This window comes from Actinomadura sp. NPDC047616 (assembly GCF_040642915.1).
Classification (GTDB): domain Bacteria; phylum Actinomycetota; class Actinomycetes; order Streptosporangiales; family Streptosporangiaceae; genus Spirillospora; species Spirillospora miaoliensis.
Window position 1 is genome coordinate 319,090 of sequence record NZ_JBEYTB010000001.1, and the last position, 24,964, is coordinate 344,053.

The following is a 24,964-nucleotide window of genomic DNA, read 5'->3' on the forward strand; positions in this document are numbered from 1 at the left end:
GCGACTGTGGCCGGGGGCCGCCGAGACGGCACCCGGCGGGCTTCGCACGGCGTCGCCGACCGCATGAACCTGTCCGGGTAATGCCGGCGTAGGGAGCGTGCGCCTTGGCGTCGTCGTCCGCCGTCCACGGAACCACTCCTCGCGACGAGGTCCCCTACACCCTCGACGAACCCGCGCCGAAGGTCCTCGGTTTCTGGGACCAGAGCGCGTTCTGGGCCAACCTGGGCGTCAGCCTGTTCGCGTTCTCCGGCGCGTACACGGTGCTGGCGCCCGACGAGAACGGGGCGCCGACCCTGTCGATCGCGGCGGGCATCGTCGCGATGATCGTCGGGACCGTGATCGGCGGGCTGATGCTCGGCCTGTCGGCGGTGCCGGGCGCGCGCACCGGGCAGCCCGCGATGGTGCTGCTGCGCGGCCTGTTCGGGGCGCGGCTGTCGTACGCGCCGACCGTGCTGAACGTCGCCCAGCTCGTCGGGTGGGGCACGTTCGAGCTGATCGTGATCGCGGACGCGGCGCGGGCCCTGCACGACGGGGTGCCGCGCTGGGCGTACGTGGTCGCCGCCGGGGTGCTGACCACGGCGCTGACGATCCGTCCGCTCGGCTCGGTGCGGCTGCTGCGCCGGTACGTCACCGTGGCGGTGCTGGTCGCGCTGGTCTACTTCTACGTCCAGCTGCTGCGCGAGCCGCTGCCGGATCTGACCGAGGGCTCATGGGGCGGCTTCTGGATCGGCGCGGACGCGGCGCTGGCCGTGTCGATCTCGTGGGTGCCGGTCGCGGCCGACTACACCCGGCACGCCCGCACCGCGCGCGGCGCGTTCGGCGCGGCCGCCGTCGGCTACTCGGTCACCCAGATCGTCGCCTACGTCCTCGGCCTGCTGGCGCTGGCCCTGGTGGCGGGGGACTCGACGAAGGTGTTCGACCCGTTCCTGCACGTCACGCTGGGGGCGGTGGTCTTCGCGGTGTTCGTGCTGCGCGAGGCGGACCAGTCGTTCGCCAACGTCTACTCCACCGCCGTGTCGATCCAGAACCTGGTGCCGCGCGCCGACCGCCGGGTGCTGACGGTGGCACTGGGGGCGGGCACCACCGGGCTGGCGCTGGTGCTGAACATCGGCGACTACGCCGGTTTCCTGTCCCTGATCGGGTCGGTGTTCGTGCCCATGCTCGGCGTGCTGGCCGCCGACTTCTTCCTCGGCCGCGGCCGCCGCGGCTGGGACGTCTCCCGCACCGCGCCGGCCCGCTGGAGCATGATCGCCGCCTGGACGGTCGGGTTCGCGGCCTACCAGCTCGTCAACCCCGGATCGGTCGGCTGGTGGGCGTCGTTCTGGCGGGACGCGCGGGAGGCGCTGGCGGTCACGCCGCCGTCCTGGATGAGCGCGTCGCTGCTGTCCTTCCTGGTGGCCGCGCTGGTCACGCTGCTGGTCGGGCGGGTCGCCCGGTTCCGCGGCTGAGCGGGCGAAGGGACGCGTTCTTCCGGCGGAGAGCGCCGCGACGTGAGAACCTTTCGCAAGTCGTTGGCTCTCGGCGGGACGAGGTCCGGTGGCACGATGACAGACGTGCAGCAAGACGTCCACGGCCCGATCGCGCGCGCCGTCGTCGAGTGCGCGGCCGACGCGATCGTGGCCGTCGACGACCGCCAGCGCGTCACCGTGTGGAACCCGGCGGCCGAGCGCATGTTCGGCTGGACGGCCGAGGAGATGCTCGGCCGCGTCGCGCCGATCGTGCCGGACGAGCTGAAGGCCGAGCACAACGCCGTCCAGGAGCGGCTGCTGACCCGGCGCGGGGCCGAGGGCCTGGAAAGCGCCGACACCGGCCAGATCTCCATTGCCACCCGGCGCCTGCACCGGGACGGCCGGCTCATCGACGTGCGCATCGACACCAGCGTCCTGCAGGACCGCGACGGCCGGCTGCTCGGCTGGGTCGGGGTGTACCACCCGGTCGAGGAGGACGAGGTCGTCCAGCACCACATGGCCGAGCGGGCCCGGCTGGTGCGGCGGCTGAACGACATCGTCGCCGACCTCAACGCCGAACTGGACCTGGCCACGGTGCTGGACCGGATCACCGCCGCGCTGATCGAGCTGACCGGCGCGGACGCGGGCGGGTTCGTGCGGCTGGAGCGGGACCGGCTGCGGCTGGTCACCGTGAACGGGCTGCCCGAGCACATGCGCGGCGCCACCGCCGACCTGCGCTCCAGCCTCGTCGGGGAGCTGCTGCGCTCGGGCAAGACCGTGATGCTGGCGGGCGGGGAGCGGCGGCTGGGCGACCTGATCTGGTCCGAGCTGCCCGGGCTGCACACGGTGGCGCTGGGCCTGTCGTTCCTGCAGAACGAGCCGTACGGGGCGCTGTACGCGCTGTTCTCCGGCCGCCGCGTCGGGCACACCGAGCTGGAGCTGCTGGAGCTGCTCGCCGGGCACGCCGGGGTCGCGGTCGGCAACGCCGTGGCCTACGCCGAGGTGGTGCGGCAGCGCGCGCACGAACGCGCCGTGATCGACTCCAGCGCGGACGGCATCGCCGTGCTCGACCGTGACGGCGTGGTGCGGCAGTGGAATCCGGCCGCGCACACCCTGACCGGGGTGCCGCCGCAGGAGGCGATCGGCCGGGAGCTGCCGTTCGAGGCGCCCGCCCCCGGCGAGATGATCACCTTCCCGCTGCCGTCGGGCATCTGGCTGAACGTGCTGGCCGCCGAGATCGAGGAGACCGGCGAGGTCGTGGTCGACTTCCGCGACGTCAGCGAGGCCAAGGCGCTGGAGGAGGCCAAGGACCTGTTCCTGGCCACCACCAGCCACGAGCTGCGCACCCCGATCACGGTCGTGCAGGGGTTCGCCAGCACGCTGGTCAACCGGTGGGACGAGCTGGCCGACGCCGACCGCCGCTCCGCCGTCGCGACGATCGCCGAACGGGCCCAGTCGCTCGGCCGTCTCGTCGAGCACCTGCTGCTGGGGTCGCGGGCCGGACGCGACGAGCTGGCGGTGACCATCGAGACGTTCGACCTGGCCCGCGTGCTGGAGGGCGTGGTGGCGGGGTTCCGGTCGTTGTCGGAGGCGCACCCGGTGCGGCTGGAGGTGGCGCCCGGCCTGCCGCCCGCGCGGGGCGACGCGATGGCCACCGACATCGTCCTCGGCCAGCTGCTGGAGAACGCGATGAAGTACTCCCCGGACGGCGGCACGGTCACCGTGCGGGCCTGGCCGGAGGACGGGTCGATCGTCGTCACGGTGGAGGACGAGGGCATCGGCATCACCCCCGGCGACCACGAGCGGGTCTTCGAACGGTTCGTCCAGGGCGAGACGGGGGACCGCCGCCGGTTCGGCGGGATCGGCCTCGGCCTCTACATCGTCAAACGCCTGACCGAGGCGCAGGGCGGCCACGTCAGCGCCGAGCCGGGTCCCGGGGGCCGCGGCACCCGCATGCGCCTGGTCCTGTGCCGGGCGGAGGACGGCCGGCCGTAGCTGACCGGATCCGGACGGATGCCGTGACAGGTGGTGACGCAGGTACGCAGGTGAAAGGCCGGTGTTTCATCAGTGTGACGGACGAAACGCTCGCAGGAGGAGTAACCACCCGGAGGGTGGATAGATCCTATGTTGGCCCTGAGTGCGTGACCGGAGGGGGCATCGCTCGTGGTGGGGGGTGACGGGTGATTCACCCGGGTTTCCGGACAATATCATCAGGGCATTTCGGTCGGTACCGACGAGGGTGACGGGCCTCCGAGCAGCGGAGATCATCGACGGGGAGGTGAGGGCGTCGAGCGTCGTACTGTTGCCTCATGCGCCGTCCAGCGTCGCCGTGGCCCGCAGGCGCCTCAGCTCCGAGCTGCTCGCCTCCGGTGTCTTCGAGTCGGTCGTGGACGACGCCAGTGTCATCATCAGCGAACTTCTGAGCAACGCCCTGCGGCACGCCAGGCCGCTGCCGTCCGGGCAGGTCCGCGTCACGTGGGCGCGGCGCGGGGAGCGGCTGGAGGTCGCCGTCAGCGACGGCGGCGCCAGCACCGAGCCCCGGCGCGGGCCGGGCACCCTGTCCTCGCTCGGCGGACGCGGCCTCGGCATCGTGGAGGCCCTCGCCGAGGGCTGGGGCGTCCGTCACGAGGAGGGCGTCACCACCGTGTGGGCCGTCCTGTACGCGCCGCACGGCGCCGGGGGCAACGGCGCGGCGTCGCACCGGAGCCGTACGCACACGCTGATGCCCGATTTCAACGTGGGCGACGGGGTGGACGATCCGGGAAGCTCCCTGCTCAACGGCCATCGCACGCATTCCGCACCGACCCGGGCATACCCCGCTTGATCGGGCGCGGCGCGCGCCCTGTATGGTCCTCGTCAAGCTCGGGCGCTGTCGTGCCCCCGTCGACACCGCCCGAGCACTCCAACCGTCCCGCCGCACCCGCCGGCCCGGCCGGGTTTAGAGCGCCGGGGTGTCGCGTAGTAGTGGGCAGGACATGCAGCGGGGGCCGCCACGGCCGCTGCCGAGTTCGCTGCCGCTGATCCGGATGACCTCGATGCCCGCCGCCTCCAGCTGCGCGTTGGTCTCGATGTTGCGCTCGTACGCGACCGCCACGCGGGGGGCGATGGCCAGGGTGTTGTTGCCGTCGTCCCACTGCTCGCGCTCGGCGGTGACCGGGTCCAGGCCGGTGTCGATGACCTTCAGGCGGTCCAGGCCCATCGCCTCGGCCGCGGCCTCCAGGAACGGGCGCGGCTCGGCCACGCGCAGGTCGCCGTCGTCGGCCGTCACCGCGTAGGCGGTCATCGAGTCCGCCATCGGCGGGTACATGACCACCGTGTCGACGTCCACCATCGTGCAGACCGTGTCCAGGTGCATGGTGGCGCGTTCCTGCGCGATCGGCACGGCCAGGACGGTGTGGGCAAGCCCGGCGTCGAACACCTGCCGGGCCAGCCGCTCCACCCCCGCGGGCGTGGTGCGCTCCCCCGTGCCCACCGCGATCACGCCGGGGCACAGCAGCAGGACGTCCCCGCCCTCCACGTGCTCCAGCGTCGGGTCGTACACCTGCCGCACCCCGGCGAACCTCGGGTGGTGCGCGTAGACCAGGCCGATCAGGGCCGACTCGCGGTGCCGGGCGGGCATCGCCAGGCTCGTCACCGCCACCCGGTCGCCGATCCAGGTGCTGTTGTCGCGGGTGAACAGCAGGCTGGGCAGCGGGTCGATGATGAAGTCGTGCCGGTCCAGCAGCCGGTAGACCAGGCCGTGACCGGTCTTCAGCTCCTCGTGCGCCAGCCCCGCGATCAGCGTGTGGGCGAGCACCTCGGGGTCCTGGTCGCGCAGGTACCCCTCGACCACGCGGCGCAGCTGGTCGCCGAGGCGGGGGTCGTCGAGCACGCCGCTGATCGCCTCGTCGCGCGCCGTCTCGTACTCCAGGACGTCCTGCAGCAGTTCGGTGATGTAGAGCACCTCGACGCCCCGGTCGCGCAGCGCCTGGGCGAACGCGTCGTGCTCCTCCTGGGCGCGTCCCACCCAGGGGATGCCGTCGAACAGCAGCTTGTCGTTGTTCCGCGGCGTCAGGCGTTTGAGCTCCGCGCCCGGGCGGTGCAGCAGGACGGTCCGCAGCCGTCCCACCTCGCTGGTGACCCGGTGTTCGGTCGTCTCAGCCACACCGGCAGTCTATGTGGCCCGATTCTCGTGCCTACCGGCCGGTCCGGGCGGTGTGCCACCATCACGAGGTGATCAACCGCGGTGCGCTCCCCTTGCACCTGACGGCCGCCACGCTGCTGCGGGTCTCGGCGGAGGGGATGGCGACCGCGCTGGTCCTGACGGTGGAGGCCCGCACCGGACGCGCCGCCGCCGCCGGGTTCCTGCAGACCGCCGCGACCCTGCCGTACGTGCTGAGCGGCCCGCTGATCGGCCACGCGCTCGACCGGGTCCGCCGCCCCCGCCCGGTGATCATGACGCTGGCGGTGTGCTACGCGGTCGCGGCGGCGGCGCTGCTGCTCATGGCGGGACGCTCCCCGCTGGGGCTCGCCCTGCTGGTCGCCGCCGTGATCGGCGTGACCGAACCCGTCGTCGTCGCGCTGACGAGCCTGCTGCCGCGGTACGTCCCGGCCGAGCGGCTGCCGCGCGCGTACGGGCTGGAGGCGTCGAGCTACAACGTCGCGGCCATCGCCGGCCCCGGCCTGGCCGCGGGCCTGGCCGCCGCGGCGACCGGAACGTACGCGGGTTTCGCCGTCGTGGCCAGCGCGTTCGTCGCCCTGCTCGCCCTGCCCCTCCTCCCGTTCCCCGGCCCCGCCGACCCGCCGACCGTGCCGGCCGGGAGCGAGGCAGCCGCCTACGACGGGCGGACGGCCGAGGCCGGCGCCGCGCAGACGGCCGGACAGTCCGACGTAGGCGAGGCGGCCATGCAGGCGCCCCGCCATGAGACGGCCGGAGACGCCGGCGCGGAGAAGCGGCCTGACGAGCACGCCGCGCGAGTCGACAGGCGCGGCACCGCGGGGGCGCTGGTGGACGCGGTGGTCGGCGGGTTGTCGGTGCTGGTGGGCAACCGGGTGTTGCGCGCGCTCACGGCGGCGACGTCGCTGGCGTGGCTGGGGTGGGGCGGCATCGCGATCGCGGCCGTGCTGCTGGCCGAACGCCTGGACGCCGAGCCGAGCGCGGGCGGCCAGCTGATGGTGGCCTGCGCGGCGGGCTCGCTGGCCGGTTCGCTGGCGTCCGCCCGCTGGCTGCGCCCCCGGCACGCCGAACGGGTGATGGTGGCGGGGCTGCTGGCCTTCGGCGGCTCGCTGGCCGCGCTGGCGTGGGCGCCGTCGTTGCCGTGGGCCCTGCTGTGCTTCCTGGCCGCCGGGCTGTGCGAGGGCCCCGTCTTCGCCGCCACGCTGCTGCTGCGTCAACGCGAGTCGCCGCCGGACCGGCTGGGGCAGGTCAACACCACCGGCGGCAGCCTGAAGATCGGCACGTTCGCGGTGGGCGCGGCGCTGACCGGCGTGCTCGCCGACCACCTGGGCCCGGTCGGCCTGGTGCTGGCCATCGCCGCGTGCCAGTTCACCGGCGCCGCCGTCGGGCTGCTCCTGCTCGGCGCTCCCGGCCGCGCGGACCCGGCCGCCGAGGGCAGGGCGGAGCACACCGCCTGATCGCGTTCATGCCCGGCGCCTGTCCGGGCGGTGCACGCTCGTCGTGCGGACCGCCGGGCGCACCCCCGCGTTCACACGGCCGTGAAAAAGGGATCGACACCGCCGCGGCCGGGTTCGTACCCTCAGGGCATGTTCTTCGCAGCCGGCGCCCGCACGCTCGCAGAGGTCACTCTGCTGAGCGCGGCGCCGGCTGCCTCCCTGGCAGCGGCAGCCGACGCGGCCGTCATCGACGGCCTGCGAGGCTGACCCTCCTCCGTCCCGCCTCCGACGAGAACCAGCGGAGGGGGGTTGCCACCAGAACACGGGCCGACGACGACCGCGCGCACCACGCGCGGCCGGACGCCCGTGCGGTTCTCACTTCCGACACGATCGAGTGAGGACTCACCGACATGGCCAAGCCGCTGTACGAGCGGACCAAGCCGCATCTCAACATCGGCACGATGGGGCACGTCGACCACGGCAAGACCACGCTGACCGCGGCCATCACCAAGGTGCTGGCCGAGCGCGGGCTGGCCGCGGCCGTCCCGTTCGACCGCATCGACCGGGCCCCCGAGGAGCGCGAGCGCGGCATCACCATCAACATCGCCCACGTCCAGTACGAGACCGCCACCCGGCACTACGCCCACGTCGACATGCCCGGCCACGCCGACTTCGTGAAGAACATGATCACCGGCGCGGCGCAGGTCGACGGGGCGGTGCTGGTGGTCTCGGCGCAGGACGGCGCGATGCCGCAGACCCGCGAGCACGTCGTGCTGGCCCGCCAGGTGGGCGTGCGGCACGTGGTGGTCGCGCTCAACAAGGCCGACGCGGTCGACGACCCCGAGCTGCTCGACCTGGTGGAGCTGGAGGTCCGCGAGCTGCTGACCGAGTACGGGTTCCCCGGCGACCAGGTGCCGGTGGTCCGGGTGTCCGGGCTGCGGGCGCTGGAGGGCGACCCGTACTGGACGGCCCGCGTCGTGGAGCTGCTGGACGCGATCGACGCCTACGTGCCCGTCCCCGAGCGGGTGCTCGACCGGCCGTTCCTCATGCCGGTGGAGAACGTGCTGACCATCACCGGCCGCGGCACCGTCGTGACCGGCGTGGTGGCGCAGGGCGCGATCCGGGTCGGCGACCCCGTCGAGGTCGTCGGTCTCGGGGACACGTTCGCCACCGTCGCCACCGGCCTGGAGACGTTCGGGCAGGCGATGGGCCGCGCCGAGGCCGGGGACAACACCGCGATGCTGCTGCGCGGCGTCAAGCGGGACCAGGTCCGGCGCGGCCAGGTGGTCAGCACGCCGGGTGCGATCCGCCCGCACACCCGGTTCCGCGCCCGGGTGCGGGTGCTGACCGCGGCGGAGGGCGGCCGCAGCAGGCCGTTCTTCCACGGCTACCGGCCGCAGTTCCACTTCCGCACCACCGACGTGGTGGGCGGCGTGGACCTCGGCGGCGAGGGCGGCATGGCGATGCCGGGCGACACCGTCGAGATGACGGTCGAGCTCGGCAAGCCGGTCGCCATGGCCGAGGGCCTCGGCTTCGCGATCCGCGAGGGCGGCCGCACGGTCGGCGCCGGCACCGTCACCGCCGTGGTGGACGAGTAGGCCGCGTGCGCCGGCGGGCTCCGCCCGGGAGCCCGCCGGCGCACGCCGCGTCACCCGCCGGGGCGTCGCGTCGTGTCCGGCCCGGTCAGGCCCGTGAGCACCGCCCGCATGATCCGCGTGAAGAGCGCGTCCGCGTCACCGAGCGGGTCGGCGGACGCGCCGCCCGCCAGGGCCGCCGCGAGGCGCGGATAGCGGCCTCCCGCCGCGGCGCTCGCGAGGTAGGCGGCCTGCGCGGTCTGCCGTTCGGTCGGGGTGCGGCGGGCCTGCAGCTCGGTGCGTGCGAACACCGTCACCAGCGCCGACATGACGGCGACGGCCTCCAGCGCCGCACGGCCGTCCAGCCCCGCCGGTTCCAGCGCCGCCAGAGCCCGGTCGGCGTAGGCGAGCCCGTTCGGGCCGACCCTGAGCGGTTCGGGCGCCAGCTCGGCGAGCCACGGATGCCGCAGATGCACGGCCTTGGCGCGGACGGCGAGCCCCGTCAGGTCGGTGACCGGGTCGCCGCACAGCGGGACGTCCAGATCGATCTCCCCCACGACGGCGTCGGCCATCAGGTCGAGCAGGTCGTCGCGTCCCGACACGTACCGGTAGAGGGACGCCGGGCCGGTGCCGAGGCGTTTGGCCAGCGCCCGCAGGGACAGCGCGTCCAGCCCGCCCTGGTCGGCCAGCTCGATGGCGGCCGAGGTGATCTGGGCGCGGCTGCGCTCGGGCGCCGGCCCGCGGGTGCCCCGGTCGGGCCGCTCCCACACGGTCCTCGGCCGTCCGGCCTGCGTCTCGTCCGCCACCGGCCCCCCTGTCGGATCCTCGGCGTGTCCGTGCCCTAGGCTATTAACTGCGAACGCTGATCGCAGTTATTGGAGGGGCCATGCACGCGACGGATCTGTGGACGCCGGTTCGGTGGGCCGACAACGGGCGAGTCCAGGTGGCGTACGACCGGCTGACCACGGGCACCGACGGGGATCCGCTGCTGCTCGTCACGGGCCTCGGAATCTCCCGGCGCTGGTGGCCCGACGGCCTGTGCCTGGCCCTGGCCGCGCGGGGATTCGCGGTCGCCCGGTACGACCAGCGCGACGCCGGCGAATCGTCTCACCTGCCGCGGACCGCCACCGGCAACCCGATCAGCGCGCTGGTGCGCGGCGGCGGCGAGGCGTACACCGCCGAGGACATGACCGACGACGGGATCGCGGTGCTGGACGCGCTGGGCTGGAGTTCGGCGCACCTGTTCGGGCAGTCGCTCGGCGGGGCCGTCGCCCAGCGGATCGCCGTCCGCCATCCCGGCCGGGTCCGCACGCTGACGTCGGCCTCGGCCGTTCCGGGTGACGCGGCGGGCCTGGGCGCCGTGCGCTACATCCGGCCCGGGACGCTCGCCAGGCTGGCGCGTGTCCGGCACCCCGACACCCCCGAGGGGGACGTCGAGGCCGGGGTCGAGGTCGCGCGCATCCTCAGCGTGCCCGGCCAGCCGTTCGACGAGGCCGCCGTCCGCGAGCACCTCACCGTCATCGCCGACACGGGCGTACGGGACAGGCAGGCGCAGAGCCGCCAGATCGGCGCCCGATGGCGCGGCCCGGCGATCAGCGAGATCACCGTGCCGACGCTGATCCTGCACGGGGAGGCCGACCCGCTCGTCCGGCCGAGCGCCGGGCGCCGGATCGCGGCCCGCATTCCCGGGGCCCGGCTGGTCATCCTGCCCGGCGTCGGCCACGACCTGCCGGAATCCGTCTGGGACGTCGTCGCCGACGAGATCCGGCGGCTGGCGGACGGGCACCCGTCCGCCGGCTGAACGTGGCCCGAGGGAGCGTCCGCCCGTCGGGTGGCCGGGTGGTCAGACGGGTTTCGGGTCCGGGGGCTCGGGTGCGGGCGAATCGCTGGCGGACGTGGTTCCCTATGTGGTGGGATTCGTGATCATTCCCCCCGTGTCTTTTTCCCCGACCTGGAGAACGTGTGCGAGCCCCCCGCGCCCTGATCCCCCTGCTTGCCGTGTGCGGCGCCGCGGCGGTCGTGGTGACCGCCGGTGCCGGTGCCGCGATCGAGGGAGCCCCGGACCTCGGACCGGCCCTCGCCGACGGCGCACGGGAGGTCCCCGCGGCCACCGTCACCGCGATGACCTGGAACGTCTGCGGTGACGCCGCGCCCGGATGCCCGCTCGGGTCGCGTCCCGCCGATCTGGTCCGCGACATCCCGCGGCAGATGGCGGACGTTCGCGTCGGCGGCCGCAAGGTGAACATGGACGCGGTGTTCCTGCAGGAGGTCTGCTCCGGGCACGTGACCGCGCTGCGCAAGACGTCCCAGTTCAAGGCGTGGAGCTGGGAGTTCGCACCGTACCGGGGGGCCGACGGCTCGCCGCGCAAGTGCGCCAACGGGCAGGGGCGTCTCGGCGTGGCCATCGGCTCCAGGGAGCGCCTCACCGACGTGCGCGCCACGGAACTGCCCTCGCCGCCGGGCGTGCGGCGGGTGGCGCTGTGCGGGCAGGTGGGCGCCTGGCACGCCAAGCTGTGCACGGCGCGGCTGAGCACCGCCCGCTGGGACGACGACCCGCGCGGCGACTGGCGGCGGAAGCAGGCCCAGAAGGTCGCCGAGGTGGCCGGGACGGGACGCGTCGTCTTCGGCGGCGACCTGGGCGAGCAGCCCGAGTCCCGCCACCTCGACGTGCTCTACCGCGACTACGCCGAATGCGACCAGGGACCCGGCACCGCCCGCACCGGCGCCAAGACCCGGCAGGACTGGAACGGCGCGCCGGTGGAGAAGACCGACTACCTGTTCGCCTCCGCGCCCGCCGGGATCTCGTGCGGGGTGCCGGAGACGCCGGTCCGCTCGTCCGACCACCGGCCGGTCGGCGCGGTCGTCCGCTTCCCCGACCGCGACGCGATCATCGAGGCCCGCTGACCCGGCCGTCCGCCGGCGCGGAGCGCGGCGAACGCGGGTGAGGGTGCCGTGCGGCACGCCTCACCCGGATCCGCCGGGGCTCAGTGGACGGCGCGGTCCTGGCCCTGCCAGTACGGGGTGCGCAGATCCTTCTTGAGGATCTTGCCGGTGGGGTTGCGCGGGATGGCGTCGCGGCGCTCGACGGACGTGGGGCACTTGAAGTGCGCCAGCCGCTCCCGGCAGTAGTCGATGATCTCCTGCTCGGAGAACTCGGCGCCCTCGGCGGGCACGACGAACGCCTTGGGCGTCTCGCCCCACCGCTCGTCCGGCACCCCGATCACCGCGCAGTCGGCGACGCCCGGATGGCCCATCAGCACGTTCTCCACCTCGGCCGGGTAGATGTTCTCCCCACCGGAGATGATCATGTCCTTGACCCGGTCATGGATGTAGAGGTAGCCGTCCTCGTCCAGGTATCCGGCGTCGCCGGTGCGGAACCAGCCGTCCTCCAGCAGCGCCGCGGCGGTGGCCTCCGGCATCCCCCAGTAGCCCTTCATGTTCTGCGGCGTCCGGCACAGGATCTCGCCGACCTGCCCGCGCGGCACCTCCTCCAGCGTCGCCGGGTCGGCGATCCGCAGGCGGCAGGCGGGGTTGGGCACGCCCGCGCTGCGCAGCCGGTGCGCGTTCGGGCCGCCCGGGTCGTGGTCCTCCGGCGGCAGGTAGGTGATGGCGCCGGTGGTCTCCGTCAACCCGTAGACCTGCATGAACCCGGTGCCGGGCAGCAGCTCCATGGCGCCGCGCAGCACGTCCTCGCTGATGGGGGACGCGCCGTACAGCAGCAGCCGCAGGCTCGACATGTCCGCCTCGCGCACCTCGGGCATCAGCTGCATGAACTGCAGCAGCACCGGGACGAGGAACACGTGCGTCACCCGGTGCCGTTCGATCGCGCGGGCGATGGCGACCGGGTCGGGCTCGCGGACGATGACGCCGGTGAGGCCGTCGAACAGCGTGCACACGGCGAGCGCGCAGCCCGCCACGTGGTACATCGGCATCGCGACCATCATCACGCTGTCGTCGTCGATGCCCCACAGCTCGTTGGTGAGCGGCAGCACCGAGTTGAAGTTGTCGTGGGTGAGCATCACGCCCTTGGGCAGCCCGGTGGTGCCGGACGAGTAGAGCTGGACGAACACCTCGGCGGTGTCGGCGTCGTCGTCCGGGGGCGCGGCCGGGGGCTCGTGGGCGCCCGTCCACTCGGCGTAGTCACGGTAGGCGTGCCCCGAGCCGCCGACGACCACCGGGTGCGTGGTGTGCTCCAGCTTCCCCGCGATCGCGTCCAGCACCGGCAGGAACTCGGGGCCGACGACGAACACCTTCGCCTGCGCGTTGTTGACGATGTAGGCCACCTCGTCGGGCGCGAGACGGTAGTTGACGGGCACCTCCGCGGCGCCCACCCGGGCCGCGCCGAACAGCAGCTCGGCGTACTCCATGGAGTTCTTGTCGAGAACGGCCACCCGGTCGCCGGGCCCGACCCCGGCCGCGGCCAGCGCCGCCGCCACCTGGTCCACGCGCCGGTCGAAGTCCCGGTAGGTGATCTGGGTGTCGCCCGCGATGTAGGCGAGCCGGTCCGGATGACGTCGCGCGCGCTCGCGCAGCACCTGGGTCAGGCTTGGCACGAAGATCCCCTTTCGCCGGTGACCACGGTTGTCTGCGCATCATGAGGTCACCGGCGGGCGGCGGCAAGGGCCCCGCGTCGATCGCGGGCGATGGACGCGGCCGCCGCCCCGGCCACGCGCTACCTGCTCTTGGCGCCCTTCGCGACCAGGGTGACCACCAGGAAGACCAGCACCGCGACGAAGCCGACGAAGAAGAACAGCTTCAGCATCGACAGCACCCAGCCGATGACGCTCATGAGCAGCCACAGCGCGAGGATGACGCCGACGACCGTAAGAATTGTCCGTCCCATGCGTCTCACCGTATTGCGCGGGGCAGGGCGCGTCATCACCCTGTGGGACGACCCGGCGGCTGCGCTTACCCGCCCGAAGGCGGAACGCCACCCTGAGACGGGTCAGGGCCGGCGTTGTGCGAGGGCCCCTGTCCGGGCTGCTGGGGCGGCGCGCCCTGGCCGGGCTGTCCGTACGGATTGTGCTGCTGCCACGGCGGCGGGGCGTCCTGCCCCGGCTGCCCCGGCTGGCCCGGCTGCCCCGGCTGGCCCGGCTGCCCCGGGTACGGCTGACCGGGATTGGCAGGATACGGCGGCTGCCCGGACGCGGGTTGCCCCGGCGAAGGCTGGCCGGGGTACGGCTGGCCGGGGGCGGGCTGCCCGTACCCTCCGGGCGGCGGCGCGTGCGCCCCACCAGCCCCGGGAGCCGCGTATCCGCCACCTGCCGGTGGCGGCGCGTACGGACCGCCGGGAGGCTGCGGCGCCCCCCACGGCCCGGCGGCGGGCTGCTGCTGGACGCCCCGGCCCACCATCATGACGCGCAGCCCGGCGAGCGCCGCCGCCACGACGGGCGTCAGCAGCACCAGGAACCAGCCGAACACGGTGAGGTCGCCGTGGGAGCGGAAGTACAGCGAGAGGTAGTCCGGCGACGGCGCCATGCCGTTCAGCAGGCCGTAGCCGTAGTTGCCGAGGATGTCCCCGATGACGTTGGCGACGAGCGAGAACACGACCGCCAGCAGCGGTGCCACCGGTCCGCGCGGACGGGTGAACAGCAGCGGCCCGGAGACGGCCAGCCCCATCACCACGGAGACGAGCGTGGCGAGCACGTCGTTGATCATGCTGGTGGGGGCCTGGCCCTGCTCGATCACGAAGAACAGGAAGACGATCACATACAGCGCGTTGATCGCCGTGGCGACGGCGCCGCCGAGCAGCAGCGCCACGATCGGCGCTCCGCCGGAGGGCGCGGTCCGAGTCGAGGACATGCGCCCCATTAAAACCGATCGCCCGTAACATCCCGGTGACGCTCCACACCCGGCGGCCGCGGCGTCGGCGGCACGACGGCCCCCGGATGCGGGCGGCGACCGGCTCAGGCGAACGCCTCGTCCAGGAACGATCCGAGCGAGGACCATGCGCGGCGGGCGGCCGTCGCGTTGTAGGCGATCCCGGCCTCGGGCCTGTCGGCCGCCGGCGCCATGAACGAATGCATGGTGTTGCCGTAGGCGTGGACCTGCCAGTCGGCGCCGGCCTCGGACAGCTCGCGGCCGAGGTTCACCACGTCCTGCGGTGGCGCGAACGGATCGTCCCAGCCGTGGAACACGATCACCTTGCAGCGGATCTCGTTCGGCGTCGCGCCCGCGGGCGGAGTGAGGACGCCGTGGAAGCTGGCCACCCCGCGCAGCTCGGCGCCGCTGCGCGCGAGGTCGAGGACGCACAGGCCACCGAAGCAGAACCCGACCGCCGCGACCCGGTCGGGGTCGACCTCGGGCAGGGCCCGCACCAGGTCCAGCACGTGCAGCACGCGGCGCCGCAGGAGGTCGCGGTCCGCCATCATCTCCGTCATCGATCGTTCGCCGCGCTCGACGTCACCGTCCTCCCCGTTGCCGAAGAGGTCGACGGAGAAACCCGCGTAACCCCACTCCGTGAGCCTGTTCGCGAACTGCACCTGGACGGGGCTCCGGCCTTCCATGCCGTGGAACACCAGCACGGCCGGGCGTTTCCCGGCCGCGTCCGCGGCCAGGCTGAGCCTCCCCTGGAGGGCGACGCCCTCGTGCTCGTATCCGACCGCACGCTCCCGCACTGTCATCCGTGACTCCCCCGTCTTGACGTGATCTTGACGATCACGCTAGTCACCGGCCGGGCCGTCGTGGGCCCCCGTTCGCGGGCGGCTGACTCCCGCCGGCGGCGGTGGTGTAGCGGGCGGCGAGGCGCCGCAGGTGGCGCGCCAATTCGTCGGGGGGCCAGGACGGTGAAGTCCAGGTCGAGGGAGCCGAGGAACGAGGCCAGGTCGTGGAGACGGTCGCCGCCGGGGGGTGCGTGCCGCCGCGTAGCGGGGCCGGGGGGCGCGGCCGCGCGGGTCAGCGGTCGAGGGACTCGTCGATGGCGCGGAAGGTGGGGCAGGGCCAGCGCCACATGCAGGCGCGGCAGCGGCGGATCGGGCTGTCCGGGTCGCTGGTGATGCCGCCCGAGTCCTGCGGACGGTGCAGCTCGATCAGGCGGACGGCCAGGTCGGCGAACGCGATCACCTCGTCCCGGGCGCCCGCCAGGAACGTCAGGTCCTCGCGCGACAGCCGCGCCTTGACCGGGACGTGCCCGGTGTCGTTGACCAGGCGGGACAGGTACTGGGCGGGCGAACGCCAGGAGGTCGACTTCGCCGACCGGGCCCGGATCGCCTCGATGCGCTCGCGGAGCCGGACCTCGCGCGGATCTCGCTCGGCCTTCACGCGCGGCACCCCCCGCGCGGGGTCGCCGCCGGGCTCGCGGGGCGTCGTCCGGGGCTCGCCGCCTGCCTCTGCCGCTGTCGCACCCGCTCAGCGTCCCCTACTTCGGGGCCGCGCGGAGGGGAATTCCGCAGTCCGGACGGACGGGAGACGGCCATAGGGGGAGGAGTCCGCCGATGGTCGTAATCAAGACATCACTCAACGTCATACGCCAAGGTCATACGTACCGGGCGCGGGGACACGGCGGTTCCGGCAACCCTCTGGCTCGTCGGCGCTCGGCCCGATAGTGTGCCGAACGTGGAGCTGAATGTCTCGACCGCGTCTCAGGGAGGTAACGCCGTCGTCACAGCGACGGGCGAGCTCGACCTGTACACCGCGCCGCGTCTGCAGGCCGCCCTGGCGGGCCTGCTGCGCGAGCCGGTCGACCGCATCGTCGTCGACCTGAGCGGCGTCGAATTCTGCGACTCGACCGGAATGAACGTGCTGCTGGCGGCCATGAAGCGGCTCAAGGAGCAGGGCGGCTCACTGGAGCTGGCCGCGCCGCGCCCGGCCGTGCGGCGCATCCTGCAGGTGACCGGACTGGACACGGTGTTCACCGTGTGCGACGCGGTGCCTGTCCTCGACGTCGGCTGACCCGGCAGCCCCCGGCACGCCCGGGGGCGCGGGCGCCGACGACCGCGTTAACGACGAGCGACCCGCGGGGGAACGACCCCGCGGGTCGCTGCCGTTCGCGGACAGCTCTTGCGAACCCGCACTACGATCGCCCGTATGCAGGACGTAGCGGTGGTCATCCCGGCCAAGGACGAGGCGGACCGGATCGCGGCGACCGTCAAGGCGGCGCTGGAACTGCCCGGCGCCGGGCTGGTCGTGGTGGTGGACGACGGTTCCGCCGACGGCACCGCCCGGGTCGCCGAGCAGGCCGGGGCCAAGGTCGTGCGGCACGGCCGCAACCGCGGCAAGGGCGCGGCGATGGAGAGCGGGGCCGAGGCGGTGTGGCTGCTGGACGACGACCGCCACGAGCCGCGCCACCTGCTGTTCCTGGACGCCGACCTGGCCGACACCGCCCGCGACGCCGCCCCGCTCGTCGAGCCGGTGCGGCGCGGCGAGGCCGACATGACGATCGCGGTGTTCTCCACCACGGTGAAGCTGGGCGGGCACGGGTTCGTGGTGCGGCTCTCACGGGACGGCATCCGGCGCGCCACCGGCTGGGAGGCGACGCAGCCGCTGAACGGGCAGCGCTGCCTGACCCGGGCCGCGTTCGAGGCCGCGCGTCCGCTGGCCGCCGGGTTCGGCGTCGAGACCGCCCTGACCATCGACCTGCTGCGCCAGGGGTTCCGGGTGACCGAGGTGGAGGTGCCGCTGGCGCACCGGGCCACCGGCACCGACTGGCGGGCCCAGCTGCACCGGGCCCGGCAGTTCCGCGACGTGGCGCGCGCCCTGGCCGTGCGCGAACCGGCCGTGGCGCGGATGCTGCGCGGCACCCGCCTGTCGTGACCTCGTCTCGTCCCGGTGCCGTCGCGGTGACCGGTCCCGCGTCCTCCGGCGCGGCGGGCGACCGCCGCCCCGCCGGGGGCCGTGCCGGGCTCGCCGCCGTCGGGACGAGCCTCGGCTGCTTCCTGCTGACGGCCCTGCTGGGCCCGTCGGCCATGCAGCCCGAACTGCGCGGCGCGGCCTGGCAGCCGCCCTACTCGCTGACCGTCCACCCGTCGCCGTACCTGGTGATCGGCCTGGTCGCGGCCGGGGTGATCATCGGGACGGTGGGCCTGGCGCTGTGCTGGCGCGCCGTGCGCAAGGGCTGGCGGTGCCGTCCGGGCCCGCTGATGGCGGCGGGGCTGCTGATGGTGGCGGCGTTCACGCTGATGCCGCCGGTCGGGTCCGCCGACCACCTCAACTACGCCGCCTACGGCCGTATGGCGGTCACCGGGCACGACCCGTACGTCACGCGGGCGGTGGACGTGCCCGGCGACCCGGTGATCAGCGAGGTGGAGGAGTGGCGGCGCACGCCGTCGGTGTACGGGCCGGTCGCCACCGCCACGCAGGCCCTGGCGTCCTGGGTGGGCGGCGACTCGGTGCGGCTGACGGTGTTCGTCCTGTCGATGTTCAACGCGCTGGCGTTCGCGCTGACCGCCTGGATCCTCTACCGCACCGCCGGCACCGCCGAGCGGCGGCTGCGCGTCACGCTGCTGTGGACGTGCAACCCGCTGCTGCTGTACCACCTGGTCGGCGGCGCCCACAACGACGCGCTGGCGGTCTGCCCGATGGTGGCGGGGCTGGCGCTGTTCTCGGCGCGGCGGCGCGGCCGTCCCGGCACGGTGCCGCGCGCGCTGGGCGCCGGGGCCCTGATCGCGGTCGGTGGCGCGATCAAGGTGCCCGCCGCGCTCGTCGGCGGCGGGCTCGCCTGGGCCCTGGCCCGTGACGGCCGCGCGCCGGGTGCACGGGGCGCCGCCGCGCTGCGCCTGGCGGCCCTGGCCGCGGGAGCGCTGGCGGTGACGGCGGCCACCTACGCGATCGCCGGCCCGCACACGTTCGACCAGCTCAGGCGGGCCGCCGACCAGGTGTCGCTGGCGACCCCCTGGCATCTCGCCGACCTGGTGTTCGGCCGCGAGAACCGCGTCTTCATCAAGATCGGCTGGCTGACGCTGTTCGCGGTGCTGGCGGTGCTGCTGGCCCGCGCCCTGCCCCGCGCCCGCCCCGCCGACGGGGGCGCCGACACGGGGGTCGAGGGCGAACGGGTCGCGGCGGCGCTGGTGCTGGCCTGGCTGCTGGCCACGCCCTACGAGCTGCCCTGGTACAGCGGGTTCGCGTGGGCCGCGCTCGCGCTGCTGCCGTGGTCGCGGTTCGACTGGCTGCTGCTGGCGCACACCGGCGCGCTCAGCCTCGGCTACCTGCCCGCCCGCGACCCCGAGCTGATCGGGCTGCCGTCCTCGCTGGACTTCCTGCTGGACGTGGTGCGGCCGGGCGTCATCCCCGTGACGTTGACGGTGATTCTGATCGCCGCGGTGCGGATGTGCCTTCGGCGGCCAGATCCAGCTCCAGCGCCCGCACCGCCGCCGCGAGCACCAACGGGGTCCCCAGGCTGAACGCCACCGACAGGATCACCACGCCCGAGTCGTTCACCAGCGTGCCGACCACCCCGACGGTGAGGGCGCAGACCAGCGCGGGACGCATCGTCGGGCTCCGCTCGTACAGCCGTTCCAGCAGCGAGGCCCGCCACTTCAACGGCCGCATCAGCACGAAGTACAGGAACCCGATGGCGCCCGCCAGCGCGATCGTGAACGGCCAGTAGCCCAGGCTGCGCAGCATGGCGCCGAACTTGCGCACCACCACGTCCCAGGCGTCGCCGTCCATCAGGTCCTGCCAGAACCGGCCCAGGTGCGTCGGGTTGGCGCTGCGCGAGTTGACGTAGGAGATCAGCAGCACCAGCGCGGCGCCGAGCAGGCAGAACAACCCGACCCGCAGCGCCGACACCCGCTGCCCGGTGGCCATCATGCCGAGGACGGCGAACGCGGGCACCATCGCGATCACGCCGCCGAAGTCGCTGCCCCAGGCGGGCAGGCCGTCCACCGCGACCGCCGCCGTCCCGACCGCCGCGATGATCGCCACGGCGACCGCCCGGCGGCCCGCCCGGACCGGGCGCTCGGCCAGCCACGCCGCCGTCAGGATCGCCGCCACCGCGAACAGCGAGAACGCCTGGTTGCCGAACCCGTAGAACCGGCCGGCGATGATCGCGTTGTAGCCCATCAGCGTGTTGAGCTGCAGCCGCGAGCCGGCCATGACGTCCAGCGCCAGCGTCAGGGCGGTGACGGCCGTGATCGCCAGCGCGGGGACGATCACCGAGTCGCGCCACGGCCCCGTCGACGCCAGCACGGCCACCAGCACGCTGAACCCCAGGACGGCGGCGATGAGCGCCAGCGTCGGGTACGGCAGGTTCCACCACGGCACCAGCCCGGTCAGGAACGTGGCGACCGGTACCGCGCCCCCGATCAGGGCGACGAACCGCGTCCCGCTGAGGATGCGCGCCCGCGACGCGGGGACGTTCCAACGCCGCCGCAACGCCACGCCCGCGATGCCGTACAGCACCAGTTGGGCGCCCCCCAGCACCCACCAGAACCCGCCCTGGACGTGCCGGATCGCCTGGGCGGCCACGTCCTCGTCCCGCAGCCGGTCGACCTTCTCCATGGTCGTGGCGCCGCCGCCTTCGGCCGTGCGCCACGCCGAGCCGACGGCCTCCTTGGGCTGCTGGAGCCCGAGCGCCTTCAACGTGGTCGCGGTGAGGTCGGTGAGGGTGATCAGGGCGGTCTGCCGGGTGGCGCTGGACGTCAGGTAACCCGGCTCGTACGTCTTGCCGGACTCGCCCGTGGGGCCCTGGGCGACGGCCACGCGGATGTGGGGCTTGACGCCCGTGTCCGAGAGCCCCGCCACGAGCACCGTCGTGCCCTGGGGGAGGCCCGCCAGCACCTGGGCGACCCGCTGGTCCGCCGCCCGCGCGGCCTGGGCGCGGTCGCGGTCGGTCACCGGGACCTGATCGCCCTCGGCGTCCACCCCCGCGGTCAGGTAGGCGCGGAAGATGTCGTCGATCTCCACGCCGACCAGCGCGCACCGCGACCAGTCGGCGGCGGGCACCTTGTCGGGGGACGGGGCGTACCGGTCGACGCGTCCCGCCCGGTCGGCCAGCCCGAAGACCGCGCCGGGGCCGACGGCCAGGGTGCAGCCGCCCGCGCCGCGCACCGCGTCGCCGAGCAGGCCCACCTGGGCGTGGTAGGAGGTCCGCGTGTTGTCGTCCTTGATCGTCTGCCAGCCGGGGGCCAGCGCCCCGCCCTCCGGCGGCACGCCCGGCTGCGCCCCTGGCTGCCCCGCCGTCACCGGCGCCGACGGCAGCGCGCAGTCGCCGTGCGCCAGCCGGGCCCGCTGCCCCGCCGACACCGTCAGCCAGCCGTCCATCGGGCAGGTGTTGACCCGGGTGGTGCGGATGCTGAGCGCGCCCGCGGCGCCCTGCCCGGTCAGCCGCCACAGCGCCGGCGTCCCGGCGCGGGTCACGTCCTTCCACTTCAGCCCGGGGATCCCGATGATCGCCACCCGTCCGGTGGGCGCGGCCGTGGAGCGGGCGGAGGTGGCGGACGCTTCGGCGGCGTGAGCACGGGGGGACGAGACGGCGAACAGCGCGAGCAGCGCCGCGCCGACGGCCACAATGGTCGCCACGACCCTGCGCGTTTCGGCCGCCGCCCCCCGATGCGTCATGCGTGCAAGGGTAGTGGGCGGCTTACATCAGGATGGGGACATGGGCGAACGTATCGGGACGGACCAGCCGGAACGCCGGCGGGCGGCACCAGCGCGGTCCGCTTCGCCGGCTTCGCCGGCGAACCTGCTGATCCTGGCGGCCGGAATCCTCGTCGCGGTGGCAGCGGTCGCGCCGATCGTCGTCCACTGGCTGACCAACCCCCCGGACCAGCGCCTGGTCGACCTGGAGGTGTACCGGGACGGCGGACGCGCCGTCCTGCGCGGGGCGCCGCTGTACGAGGTGCTCACCCAGCCGCCGCAGCTGCTGCCGTTCACCTACCCGCCGATCGCGGCCGCGCTGGCGGTGCCGTTCACCCTCATGTCGTGGGGCGCGGCCCAGGTGACATGGATGGTGCTGCTGTACGTCGCGCTGGTGATCGTGGTGTGGCTGTCGTTCCGCGACCTCGTCCGGCGGGCGGGCCGGTGGGCGCCGCTGGCGATGGGCGCGCTCGTCGGCGCCACGGCCTGGCTCGTCCCCGTGTACGACCAGGCGCGGTTCGGCCAGGTGGGGCTGTTCCTGCTGGCGATGTGCCTGGCCGACTGCTGCGTGCGGACGCCGCGCTGGCCGCGCGGCCTGCTGGTCGGCCTGGCCGTCGCGATCAAGCTGGTGCCGGGCGTCTTCCTGATCTACTTCTGGATCACCGGGCGGCGGGACGCGGCCGCCAACGCGGTGCTGACCGCCGTCGTCGCCAGCCTGGCCGGGTTCGCGCTGCTGCCGGGCGACTCGGTCGACTACTGGTTCGGCGCGCTGCTGGAGGGCGGCGACCGCACCGGCGCCGTCAACGGCACCACCAACCAGGCCATCAACGGCATGCTCGCCCGGATCTACCTGCCCGACCCGATCACCAGCCTGCTGTGGCTGGCGCTGACCGCCTACGTGGGCTACCACGGGTTCCGGCTGGCCCGCCGCGCGACGCTCACCGCCGACGCGATGGCGCCGGGCCCGGACGCCCGCGCCGCCCTGCTGGCGGGCGTCGCGATCACCGGCCTGCTGTCGGTGCTGCTGTCGCCCGTGGGGTGGATCCACCACCTTGTGTGGATCATCCCGGTCATCGGCGCGGTGGTGGGAGACGGGCGGGACACGCGAAGATGTCTGTTCGCCGGGCTCGTCTGGCTTTACTTCCTGTTCCCGCTGCCGTGGTGGGGGACCCGGCTGATCGGTCCCGACCATCCGATTCCCTCGATCGTTCTCGGGCGGATCATCCAGAGCGCCTTCGGACTGGCCGCGCTGGCGCTGATCGCGTTCCTCGGGCGGCGGCTGCTCGACCGGATGGCCGGGCCGGCCGTTTCCGAAGGTTCTTCTCGCCGGGAGGCCGGGGTCGGTACGCTCACCCCGTGATGCTGGTAGCGGTGGCCGTCGCCGGATTGGTCGCCGGGGTGGCCGGTCTGTCCATCGCGGTGGTGGCCCACAACAGGGTGAACCAGGTCGTCGACGAGTGCGGTGCGGTGCTGCGGCGGCAACTTCAGCTCGCCGCCGGAACGGTGGACGGCCAGGCGCTGCGCGACCTGGCCATCGTCCACTACGACGCGCTCAAGGAGATGTCCGGGCACCGGTCGTTCTCGCTCGCCCTGATCAACGCCAACGGCGACGGCGTGGTGATCAGTTCCATCAACGGCCGCACGGAGACCCGCACCTACGCCAAGCCGGTGCGCGACGGCCACCCCCTGGAGAAGCTCTCCCCCGAGGAGAACCAGGTCCTGCGCGCCGCGCGCCTGGGCAAGGGCCCCGTCGTCACCATGGACGACCCGCTGGCCGACTTCGGCGACCGCACGCCCACCGCCCGCGCCTGACGCCCCACCGGTCCCCGGCCCCGGGCCGCGCGTCCCGCCGCGTTCATGACGGGCTCATGATCGGTTCTTTGCCGGTGCCGGACCGGACGGGCACGTAGACTCGACGACCTCACCACCTGTCACAGAGCCCGCCGCGCGTTCTCGACGCGGCGGAGGAGTCATTCACATGCCATTGGGAAAAGCGTGCACACGGCCGGAGGGCGTCACGTGACCAGGACGTACGCGTTCCTCGGTCCCCGAGGCACGTTCACCGAGGCCGCGCTGCGCCAGTTGCCGGGCGCGGACGGCGCCGAGCAGCTGCCGTACGAGACCGTGCCCGCCGCGCTGGACGCCCTGCGCCGCGCCGACGCCGACGCGGCCGTCGTCGCGCTGGAGAACTCCGTCGAGGGCTCGGTGCCGACCACCCTGGACGAGCTGGCCACCGGCGAGCCGCTGCAGATCGTCGCCGAGGTCCACCTGCCGGTGTCGTTCGCGCTGCTGGTGCGGCCCGGCACCACGTTCGCCGACATCAAGACCGTCGCCTCGCACCCGCACGCGCAGCCGCAGTGCCGCCGCTGGCTGGCCGAGCACGTCCCGGACGCCGAGTGGCGGGCCGCCACGTCCAACGCCGAGGCCGCCCAGCGGGTCGCCGACGGCCACTACGACGCCGCGCTGGCCGGGGCGTTCGCCGCCGCCCGCTACAACCTGTCGGTGCTGGCCGAGGACATCCACGACGTGGCCGACGCGGTGACCCGCTTCATCGAGCTGCGGCGTCCCTGCGTCCCGCCGCCGCGCACCGGCATGGACCGCACCACCGTGGTCGCCTTCATCGGCGAGGACCACCCCGGCGCCCTGCTGGAGATCCTCAACGAGTTCGCCATGCGCGGCATCAACCTGACGCTGATCCAGTCGCGGCCCACCGGCGCGGGGCTGGGCTCGTACCTGTTCTGGATGGACTTCGAGGGGCACGTCGAGGACGCCCGCGTCGGCGAGGCGCTGATGGGCCTGCGCCGCATCTGCGCCGACGTGCGCTTCCTCGGCTCCTACCCCCGCGCCGACCAGGTCCGCCCGGAGATCCGCCGCGGCACCCACGACGCCGACTTCACCGAGGCCGCCGCCTGGCTGCGCTCCATCCGCAGCGGCCACGCCTGACCCTGGGCGCGGACGGCGCGTAGGCTCCCTGGGATGACGACGGACTTCGACGCCTACGAACGCGACCTGTGGGCGGGACGCGCCCCGGCCTACGAACGCGGCTTCGCCCGTCTGACCGCCTACACCGTCGGGCCTCTGCTCGACGCGGCGCGCGTCACGGAGGGCACCAGGACGCTGGACGTGGGCACCGGGCCGGGCCCCGTCGCGCGGGAGGCGGTGCGGCGGGGCGCCGAGGTGACGGCCGTGGACGCCGACCCGCTGATGGCCGAGACCGCGTCCCGCAACGTGCCCGGCCTGGACGTGCGGGTGGCGACGCTGCCCGAGCTGCCGTTCCCCGACGAGACGTTCGACGCCGTCGTCGGCAACTTCGTGATCAACCATGTGGGGGAGCCCGACGCGGCGTTGAAGGAGCTGCGCCGGGTGCTGCGGCCGGGCGGACGTCTCGCCCTGACGTGCTGGCGGATGCCGGGCAGCGGCGCGCTCGGGGTGGTGGGCGAGGCGCTCGACGCGGTCGGCGTGCCGTGGCCGGACGACATCCCCACCCCGCCGTTCATGGAGCACGGCGAGCCGGCGGCGTTCCGGGCGCTGGTCGCCGGCGCCGGGTTCGCCGACGCGGCCGTGGACGAGCTGGACTGGACGCACACCGCCGACCCCGAGTACTGGTGGGAGACCGGTCCGCAGGCGGCCGTCGGCACCAACGGCGTGATCGTCCAGCGTCAGACGCCCGAGACGATCTCCCGCGTCAAGGCCGCGTACGACCGGATCATGGCCGGTTACACCGTCGGGGACGGGCAGGTCGCGCTGCCCGCGCACGCCCTGCTCGCCCACGGCACCCGCTGAGCCGGCCGCGCCCGCGCCGGGCCGGGAGGGGAATTCTCGCGCGCGCCAGGGGCG

Annotated in this window: 22 protein-coding genes; 14 read left to right on the plus strand and 8 right to left on the minus strand. The window is 74.0% G+C overall.

Annotated features, from left to right (window positions below; all coding sequences use genetic code 11):
- Positions 1 to 104: 104 nt before the first annotated feature.
- From ABZ801_RS01660 to ABZ801_RS01670, 3 genes are all read left to right on the plus strand, one after another.
- Positions 105 to 1,448 (plus strand): cytosine permease, encoded by a 1,344-nt coding sequence (locus ABZ801_RS01660; protein ID WP_360691358.1) that lies wholly within the window; start codon positions 105 to 107, stop codon positions 1,446 to 1,448.
- 105 nt (positions 1,449 to 1,553) lie between these two features.
- The gene (locus ABZ801_RS01665) at positions 1,554 to 3,443 is read left to right on the plus strand and encodes a PAS domain-containing protein (protein ID WP_360691361.1); all 1,890 of its coding nucleotides are present in this window, start codon (positions 1,554 to 1,556) and stop codon (positions 3,441 to 3,443) included.
- 307 nt (positions 3,444 to 3,750) lie between these two features.
- Entirely contained in the window at positions 3,751 to 4,272 is a 522-nt protein-coding gene (locus ABZ801_RS01670) for an ATP-binding protein (RefSeq protein ID WP_360691364.1), read from the plus strand.
- Between the two features lie 114 nt (positions 4,273 to 4,386).
- Here ABZ801_RS01670 and ABZ801_RS01675 read toward each other — a convergent pair whose 3' ends face one another.
- A complete protein-coding gene (locus ABZ801_RS01675; RefSeq protein WP_360691368.1) occupies positions 4,387 to 5,592 on the minus strand; it encodes an arginine deiminase in 1,206 nt (401 codons plus the stop codon).
- Between the two features lie 68 nt (positions 5,593 to 5,660).
- Between ABZ801_RS01675 and ABZ801_RS01680 the strand changes: the two genes are divergently transcribed.
- Positions 5,661 to 7,061 carry an MFS transporter gene (locus ABZ801_RS01680; RefSeq protein WP_360691371.1) on the plus strand — a complete coding sequence of 467 codons (1,401 nt, stop codon included), beginning with the start codon at positions 5,661 to 5,663 and terminating at the stop codon, positions 7,059 to 7,061.
- 389 nt (positions 7,062 to 7,450) lie between these two features.
- On the plus strand, positions 7,451 to 8,638 hold the full coding sequence (tuf, locus tag ABZ801_RS01685) for an elongation factor Tu (RefSeq protein ID WP_360691373.1): 1,188 nt from the start codon (positions 7,451 to 7,453) through the stop codon (positions 8,636 to 8,638).
- A 50-nt stretch (positions 8,639 to 8,688) separates the two neighbouring features.
- On the opposite strand, the gene ABZ801_RS01690 is transcribed toward tuf, so the two are convergent.
- The gene (locus ABZ801_RS01690; protein ID WP_360691376.1) at positions 8,689 to 9,420 is read right to left on the minus strand and encodes a TetR/AcrR family transcriptional regulator; all 732 of its coding nucleotides are present in this window, start codon (positions 9,418 to 9,420) and stop codon (positions 8,689 to 8,691) included.
- A gap of 80 nt (positions 9,421 to 9,500) precedes the next feature.
- On the opposite strand from ABZ801_RS01690, the gene ABZ801_RS01695 reads away from it, so the two are divergent.
- Together ABZ801_RS01695 and ABZ801_RS01700 are read left to right on the plus strand one after the other, a co-directional pair.
- Positions 9,501 to 10,415: an alpha/beta hydrolase gene (locus ABZ801_RS01695; protein WP_360691379.1), complete on the plus strand. Its 915-nt coding sequence runs from the start codon at positions 9,501 to 9,503 to the stop codon at positions 10,413 to 10,415.
- A 161-nt stretch (positions 10,416 to 10,576) separates the two neighbouring features.
- Entirely contained in the window at positions 10,577 to 11,518 is a 942-nt protein-coding gene (locus ABZ801_RS01700; RefSeq protein ID WP_360691382.1) for an endonuclease/exonuclease/phosphatase family protein, read from the plus strand.
- Between the two features lie 80 nt (positions 11,519 to 11,598).
- Here the strand turns inward: ABZ801_RS01700 and ABZ801_RS01705 are convergent, their stop codons facing one another.
- The 5 genes from ABZ801_RS01705 to ABZ801_RS01725 all read right to left on the minus strand — a co-directional run bounded on the left by ABZ801_RS01705 (position 11,599) and on the right by ABZ801_RS01725 (position 15,874).
- A complete protein-coding gene (locus ABZ801_RS01705; RefSeq protein WP_360691385.1) occupies positions 11,599 to 13,167 on the minus strand; it encodes a long-chain-fatty-acid--CoA ligase in 1,569 nt (522 codons plus the stop codon).
- Positions 13,168 to 13,286: 119 nt separating this feature from the next.
- Positions 13,287 to 13,457, minus strand: coding sequence for a hypothetical protein (locus ABZ801_RS01710; protein ID WP_344941787.1), 171 nt, complete (start codon positions 13,455 to 13,457; stop codon positions 13,287 to 13,289).
- A 65-nt stretch (positions 13,458 to 13,522) separates the two neighbouring features.
- Positions 13,523 to 14,416, minus strand: a complete 894-nt coding sequence (locus ABZ801_RS01715; protein ID WP_360691388.1) for a hypothetical protein — start codon at positions 14,414 to 14,416, stop codon at positions 13,523 to 13,525.
- Positions 14,417 to 14,520: 104 nt separating this feature from the next.
- Complete coding sequence (locus tag ABZ801_RS01720) at positions 14,521 to 15,237, minus strand: dienelactone hydrolase family protein (protein ID WP_360691391.1); 717 nt, start codon at positions 15,235 to 15,237, stop codon at positions 14,521 to 14,523.
- Between the two features lie 271 nt (positions 15,238 to 15,508).
- Positions 15,509 to 15,874, minus strand: a complete 366-nt coding sequence (locus ABZ801_RS01725; RefSeq protein ID WP_344941801.1) for a hypothetical protein — start codon at positions 15,872 to 15,874, stop codon at positions 15,509 to 15,511.
- 294 nt (positions 15,875 to 16,168) lie between these two features.
- Between ABZ801_RS01725 and ABZ801_RS01730 the strand changes: the two genes are divergently transcribed.
- The 3 genes from ABZ801_RS01730 (at position 16,169) to mptB (ending at position 18,951) form a co-directional block, all read left to right on the plus strand.
- Positions 16,169 to 16,504: an STAS domain-containing protein gene (locus tag ABZ801_RS01730; RefSeq protein WP_285494626.1), complete on the plus strand. Its 336-nt coding sequence runs from the start codon at positions 16,169 to 16,171 to the stop codon at positions 16,502 to 16,504.
- A gap of 135 nt (positions 16,505 to 16,639) precedes the next feature.
- Positions 16,640 to 17,365: a glycosyltransferase family 2 protein gene (locus tag ABZ801_RS01735; RefSeq protein WP_360691394.1), complete on the plus strand. Its 726-nt coding sequence runs from the start codon at positions 16,640 to 16,642 to the stop codon at positions 17,363 to 17,365.
- Entirely contained in the window at positions 17,362 to 18,951 is a 1,590-nt protein-coding gene (gene mptB, locus ABZ801_RS01740; protein WP_360691397.1) for a polyprenol phosphomannose-dependent alpha 1,6 mannosyltransferase MptB, read from the plus strand. The genes ABZ801_RS01735 and mptB overlap by 4 nt, the downstream gene beginning before the upstream one ends.
- On the opposite strand, the gene ABZ801_RS01745 is transcribed toward mptB, so the two are convergent.
- Positions 18,833 to 21,109 (minus strand): hypothetical protein, encoded by a 2,277-nt coding sequence (locus ABZ801_RS01745; protein WP_360691400.1) that lies wholly within the window; start codon positions 21,107 to 21,109, stop codon positions 18,833 to 18,835. The two genes, mptB and ABZ801_RS01745, sit on opposite strands and share 119 nt — an antisense overlap.
- A 40-nt stretch (positions 21,110 to 21,149) precedes the next feature.
- On the opposite strand from ABZ801_RS01745, the gene ABZ801_RS01750 reads away from it, so the two are divergent.
- The 4 genes from ABZ801_RS01750 to ABZ801_RS01765 all read left to right on the plus strand — a co-directional run bounded on the left by ABZ801_RS01750 (position 21,150) and on the right by ABZ801_RS01765 (position 24,910).
- Positions 21,150 to 22,487 (plus strand): glycosyltransferase 87 family protein, encoded by a 1,338-nt coding sequence (locus ABZ801_RS01750; RefSeq protein ID WP_360691403.1) that lies wholly within the window; start codon positions 21,150 to 21,152, stop codon positions 22,485 to 22,487.
- Complete coding sequence (locus ABZ801_RS01755; RefSeq protein WP_344942362.1) at positions 22,487 to 22,939, plus strand: DUF4446 family protein; 453 nt, start codon at positions 22,487 to 22,489, stop codon at positions 22,937 to 22,939. The genes ABZ801_RS01750 and ABZ801_RS01755 overlap by 1 nt, the downstream gene beginning before the upstream one ends.
- Positions 22,940 to 23,146: 207 nt before the next feature.
- The gene (gene pheA, locus ABZ801_RS01760) at positions 23,147 to 24,070 is read left to right on the plus strand and encodes a prephenate dehydratase (protein ID WP_360691406.1); all 924 of its coding nucleotides are present in this window, start codon (positions 23,147 to 23,149) and stop codon (positions 24,068 to 24,070) included.
- A gap of 33 nt (positions 24,071 to 24,103) precedes the next feature.
- Entirely contained in the window at positions 24,104 to 24,910 is an 807-nt protein-coding gene (locus tag ABZ801_RS01765) for a class I SAM-dependent methyltransferase (protein ID WP_360691409.1), read from the plus strand.
- The last annotated feature ends 54 nt before the right edge of the window (positions 24,911 to 24,964 follow it).

Bases quoted from the DNA above. Each gene is read 5' to 3' on its own strand.
- tuf (WP_360691373.1), top strand. From the start codon at position 7,451: ATGGCCAAGCCGCTGTACGAGCGGACCAAGCCGCATCTCAACATCGGC.
- ABZ801_RS01695 (WP_360691379.1), top strand. From the start codon at position 9,501: ATGCACGCGACGGATCTGTGGACGCCGGTTCGGTGGGCCGACAACGGG.
- ABZ801_RS01710 (WP_344941787.1), bottom strand. From the start codon at position 13,457: ATGGGACGGACAATTCTTACGGTCGTCGGCGTCATCCTCGCGCTGTGG.
- ABZ801_RS01715 (WP_360691388.1), bottom strand. From the start codon at position 14,416: ATGTCCTCGACTCGGACCGCGCCCTCCGGCGGAGCGCCGATCGTGGCG.
- ABZ801_RS01720 (WP_360691391.1), bottom strand. From the start codon at position 15,237: ATGACAGTGCGGGAGCGTGCGGTCGGATACGAGCACGAGGGCGTCGCC.
- ABZ801_RS01735 (WP_360691394.1), top strand. From the start codon at position 16,640: ATGCAGGACGTAGCGGTGGTCATCCCGGCCAAGGACGAGGCGGACCGG.
- ABZ801_RS01745 (WP_360691400.1), bottom strand. From the start codon at position 21,109: ATGACGCATCGGGGGGCGGCGGCCGAAACGCGCAGGGTCGTGGCGACC.
- ABZ801_RS01750 (WP_360691403.1), top strand. From the start codon at position 21,150: ATGGGCGAACGTATCGGGACGGACCAGCCGGAACGCCGGCGGGCGGCA.
- ABZ801_RS01755 (WP_344942362.1), top strand. From the start codon at position 22,487: ATGCTGGTAGCGGTGGCCGTCGCCGGATTGGTCGCCGGGGTGGCCGGT.
- ABZ801_RS01765 (WP_360691409.1), top strand. From the start codon at position 24,104: ATGACGACGGACTTCGACGCCTACGAACGCGACCTGTGGGCGGGACGC.